The sequence below is a fragment of the Actinobacillus ureae ATCC 25976 genome (assembly GCF_000188255.1).
Taxonomy (GTDB): domain Bacteria; phylum Pseudomonadota; class Gammaproteobacteria; order Enterobacterales; family Pasteurellaceae; genus Actinobacillus; species Actinobacillus ureae.
Genome location: NZ_GL831080.1, coordinates 1,517,473 through 1,522,940, shown reverse-complemented (window position 1 = coordinate 1,522,940; position 5,468 = coordinate 1,517,473). Strand labels below are relative to the sequence as shown.

2 protein-coding genes and 1 pseudogene are annotated in these 5,468 nt (G+C 40.4%); all 3 read left to right on the top strand.

Going from position 1 to position 5,468, the window contains the following annotated elements:
* Positions 1–2,950: pseudogene (gene cas3f, locus HMPREF0027_RS07145) on the top strand (type I-F CRISPR-associated helicase Cas3f); the annotation flags it as partial.
* 98 nt (positions 2,951–3,048) lie between these two features.
* Complete coding sequence (locus tag HMPREF0027_RS07140; protein WP_005623549.1) at positions 3,049–3,936, top strand: NAD(+) kinase; 888 nt, start codon at positions 3,049–3,051, stop codon at positions 3,934–3,936.
* Between the two features lie 228 nt (positions 3,937–4,164).
* On the top strand, positions 4,165–5,430 hold the full coding sequence (gene glyA, locus HMPREF0027_RS07135; RefSeq protein ID WP_005623547.1) for a serine hydroxymethyltransferase: 1,266 nt from the start codon (positions 4,165–4,167) through the stop codon (positions 5,428–5,430).
* The last annotated feature ends 38 nt before the right edge of the window (positions 5,431–5,468 follow it).

Here is a 5,468-nt window from a genome sequence, read left to right as displayed (position 1 = left end):
CCCCAAAACTAAAACCTAAAGCGAAATTTTTTCCTGATTGTTATCGACATGAGTGGATTTCCGCTCGTTTGTTTGAAGCCATGATTGCCGACTGCGATACGGATGAACAATGGCTCGCTCGTTTAGCGAATTGGCAAAATCACATTGAAGAGAATCGGGATTAGTTACCGAACCTAACTCTAATTGCAGATAAAAGTGATTATCCGCATAATTTTTCTCATTTTCCACCGCTTGCTAAAGTAGTGCTATGGCTCATTCTTTCACATCACAAATTACCTTTTACCCAAAAAACGCTCGATTGTCATAGTGATCAAGAGCGTATTCTAAGTGAACACTTTATGCGTAAAACAGACGTAGAACTATTCTACCGATTTTTAGCACCGGTAGAACATTGGGTAATGAATCAAAGTGAACATCCTCAACCGGAAAACTTCTGGCAATTTAAAACATTGGTGATGGAAAGCAAAGCTTGGCAAAAAGCCATGCAGCGTTGGGCTAACAAAGCCTTAAACCATGCTCCTTTACGTGAATTATCTCAATTAAACAAAACAATAAATGATCCGTTCTTACTTATTTTGTCACGTTTGTGTTTGATTGTCGGCGACCATAATTATTCTTCTGCTCCGGCGGATCGCTAATTAGGAGACCTTAATTTCTTTGAAAAATTACTTGCGAATACAGATAAAAAAACCAAACAGCCAAAACAGGCACTGGATGAACATTTGCTTGGTGTTTGTAAAACAAAACCAGCGCAAGATTTGCCCGCTTGCTCCCAAAACTTGCAAAAGAACTACCGCATATTCAGCAACATCGCCCTTTTACTAAACGTACGAATCTTGATCGCTTTAAATGGCAAAATTGTGCCTTTGAGTTAGCGCGAAGTGTGCAATCGGAAAGCGAACAAGCCGGCTTCTTTGGGGTAAATATGGCGAGTACCGGATGTGGAAAAACACTCGCTAATGCCAAAATTATGTACGGCTTGAGCAACCAAGACGGTGCACGCTTTACTATCGCGCTTGGTTTACGTGTACTTACGCTACAAACAGGTTTAGCACTTCGCCAAAAGCTTATGCTATCGTCTGAACAACTTGCGGTTTTAGTTGGCGGTTCGGCAACTAAGCAATTATTTGAGTTACAAAATGAATCAGTACAAAGTGGTAGTGAAAGCGTTCAAGAATGGTTCGAAGGTAATGAATTTTATGGGATGAATTTCCTTGAAAGCGGAATAGCGGACGAAGAATTTAGCACCCTATTAGCAGATAATAAAGCGAAAAAATTACTCTATGCACCTATCGTAAGTTGTACGTTAGACCATATGATTCAAGCAACGGAAACAATCCGTGGCGGTAAGCATATTGTGCCGCTGCTACGTTTATTGACATCTGTTCTGGTATTAGACGAGCCCGATGATTTTAGTCAAAGTGATCTACCAGCATTGAGCCGTTTAGTACATTTGGCGGGGATGTTCGGCAGTAAAGTATTACTCTCTTCGGCAACACTTACACCGGATCTTATCAGCGGTTTATTTAATGCTTATCAAGCGGGACGTAAGATTTACAATCGACATCAAGGTATCAACCCTGATTTACCTATTTGTTGCGCTTGGATTGATGAATATAAACAGCAACAACAAAAATGCCCAACAGTAAAAGAATTTGAACAGTACCAGGCCCAGTTTACGTCATCCCGTGCTGAAAAGTTAATGCAATCGCCTATTCGATATAAAGCGGAAATTATCCAGTTACCGCCCTTTAGCTCCGTAGAAAATCAAGACATTAACTATACGATGCTTGCCGATTCTTTAATTGAACAAGCCATTACCTTACATCAGAAATATGCGCAGCAAGATCCTATCTCTAAAAAATATGTCAGCGTGGGGTTAATCCGTTTTGCGAATATCAAGCCAATGATTCCGCTCGTTGAAACCTTATTTAAAACGCCTTTAAATACCCAATTTAGCGACTATAAAATTCATCTATGCTGTTACCATTCTCAACAATTGTTGCTATTACTACGTTCCAAACTCGAGGAGAAACTCGACAGAATATTAAAGCGTAGCGAGCCTGAGGCGTTATTTTCCCAACCGGAAATTATTAGCGCACTCACACAAGACAAAGCCGTTCATCATATTTTTATTGTATTAGGCAGTCCTGTGACCGAAGTCGGGCGAGATCACGATTATGATTGGGCGATTGTTGACCCGTCTTCAATGCGTTCGATTATTCAGCTAGCAGGTCGAGTATGGCGCCATCGTCCTGAAAAAATTGCCACACAAGCGAATATTTTATTGCTACCGACAAACTGGCGAGGCTTACAAACGAAAGATCATGGCTCGGAACCGATATTCTGCCATCCGGGTTCTGAAGATAAACTTAACAAATTAGCGAGTCATAAAACGGTAGATTTAATCAAGCAAGAACATTTAGAAAGTATCACCGCGATACCTCGCATTATTAAGCCGTCCGTGCTACAGGCTGAAACCAATTTAGCAGACTTAGAACATAAAGTGATTGGGGATTTATTAAATAACAAAGGTATTAATCGGGTAAACGCCTACTGGCAAGACAATTTAACGAATAGACTAAATGCCAACTTACCACTGATCACACCTTTTAGAAAAAATGAGGGAAAATGGCAAACAGAGATAGTGTGTTTACCTAGCGAAGAAAGCCATTGGGAATTTATGTTCAAATCCAGCGAAAAAGCATGGGAAAACCCATATTTTGAAAATGATTATTTAGCGGAGATAAGCTATCAAAAGCTTAATTGTGAATCACCTTGGATTAAACCATGGCTTACCATACCTTTAAACCAAGCGCTTTCCGAGCTATGCGAACAACTTGATGAAACGGATCAAACTCAAGTGGCACTATGTTTTGCAACGGTTTCTTTGCAACATTACGAAAAAACACTACCTATTTGGAAATTTAATGAAACCTTAGGTTTTTGACAGCCATAACAGGCGGTCATTTTTTATAAATTTTTTACATATCTTATCGGTGAAAAAAAGGATAAAATTCAGCAATTCTTATTTTGTGAGTAAAAACGATGAAATCTGCAGAACGATTTTTTGAATGTATTGCGATTGTAGGTAAACCTCGTCACGATATTGCTTTAGAGACGCATTTAGCCGTTTATAATTGGTTGAAAGATCGCCGTTATGATGTGTTGTTAGAAGAAAATATTGCTCGTCAACTCAATCTTCCGGATGGCAAAAGTTTGGAGGAAATCGGTCAACAAGCCAATCTCGTCATTGTTATCGGTGGAGACGGCAATATGCTTGGTATGGCGCGTCAATTAGCAAAATATCATGTTCCGCTGATTGGGATTAACCGAGGAAACTTAGGTTTTCTGACGGATATTGCACCGCAATCCGCTTTCGAACAATTACATAATTGTATTGAGCGTGGGGAATTTGTGATTGAAGAGCGCTTCTTACTCGAAGCTCGTATTGAGCGTAACGGCAAAATTATTGCAACCAATAATGCCTTGAACGAAGTGGTGATTCACCCAAGCCAAGTAGCTCGCATTATTGAATTTAAAGTGTATATTGACGGAAAATTTGCATTCTCACAACGTTCGGACGGCTTAATTATTAGTACGCCGACAGGTTCGACAGCCTACTCATTATCTGCAGGCGGCCCGATTTTAACGCCGAATATGAATGCGATTGCATTAGTACCGATGCACCCACACACGCTTTCTTCCCGACCGTTAGTGATTGATGGAGATAGCCAAATCTCTTTACGCTTTGCGCAATATAATCAACCTAGCTTGGAAGTAAGTTGTGACGGTCAATACGATCTGCCTTTTACACCGGAAGATCGCATTATCGTTACCAAAAGTCCGGACACTCTACATTTATTGCATCTTAGCAACTATAACTATTTTACCGTGCTTGGTTCGAAGCTAGGCTGGTCTAGCAAGTTATTCTAATCTAGATATTGGCACTCTCCGGAGTGCCTTTCTATTTGCAAATTATTGTCTAAATTCAACCGCTTACCCAGAAAACATGAATTACATTCATTATCAATATAAATTAATATGCAATTGTTTTATTAAGAAAGCACTATCATAGGGCATAATAAATGTGTAGAATGCTTGTAAAACATATTGCGCAAACGTTTGCGCAAATTTCTTTACTAGCACACAGAGGACTTTCATATGTTTACAGCAAACATGAACATTCAAGATTACGACCCTATTTTATGGCAAGCAATTGAAAACGAAAATCGCCGTCAGGAAGAACATATTGAGTTAATTGCTTCGGAAAACTATGCAAGTCCTCGAGTAATGCAAGCACAAGGTTCACAATTCACCAATAAATATGCGGAAGGTTATCCTGGGAAACGTTACTACAGTGGCTGCGAATATGCGGATATCATTGAACAATTAGCTATTGACCGTGCAAAACAATTATTTGGTGCGGATTATGTGAATGTACAGCCGCATTCGGGTTCACAAGCAAATGCTGCTGTTTATGGAGCATTAATTCAGCCGAACGATACTATTTTAGGTATGGATTTAGCCCATGGTGGCCATTTAACCCATGGTGCAAAAGTGAGCTTCTCAGGCAAAATTTATAATTCAGTCCTCTACGGTATCACAGCCGAAGGCTTAATTGATTATGAAGATGTACGCCAAAAAGCGCTTGAATGTAAACCGAAAATGATTGTTGCCGGTTTCTCTGCTTATTCACAAATCGTAGACTGGGCAAAAATGCGTGAAATTGCCGATGAGGTTGGAGCATACTTATTTGTTGATATGGCTCATGTTGCAGGTTTAATTGCAGCAGGTTTATATCCGAATCCATTACCGCACGCTCACGTTGTAACAACTACAACTCATAAAACACTCGGAGGCCCTCGCGGCGGCTTAATTCTTTCCGCCTGTGGCGATGAAGAAATTTATAAGAAACTTCAATCTTCAGTTTTCCCTGCGAACCAAGGCGGTCCGTTAGTACATATTATTGCGGCAAAAGCGGTCTGTTTTAAAGAAGCGTTAGAGCCTGAATATAAAGTCTATCAGCAAAACGTGATTAAAAATGCAAAAGCGATGGTGGAAGTATTCAAACAACGTGGTTACGATGTCGTTTCAAACGGTACGGAAAACCATTTATTCTTAGTCAGCTTTATTAAACAAGGTAAAACCGGTAAAGCGGCAGACGCAGCTTTAGGTAAAGCAAATATTACGGTAAATAAAAATGCCGTGCCGAATGATCCGCAAAAACCGTTTGTCACCTCAGGGATTCGTGTCGGTACGCCATCGGTTACTCGCAGAGGCTTTAACGAAGCGGATGTGCGTGAATTAGCCGGCTGGATGTGTGATGTGCTAGATGCAATGGGTACTGACAATGAAGAAAGTGTGATTGCCGCAACCAAACAAAAAGTGTTGGCAATCTGCGCACGCTTGCCGGTTTATCCGAAATAATCTCTCAAGTAAGAAGCCCTATTCTGATCTGCCCCCCG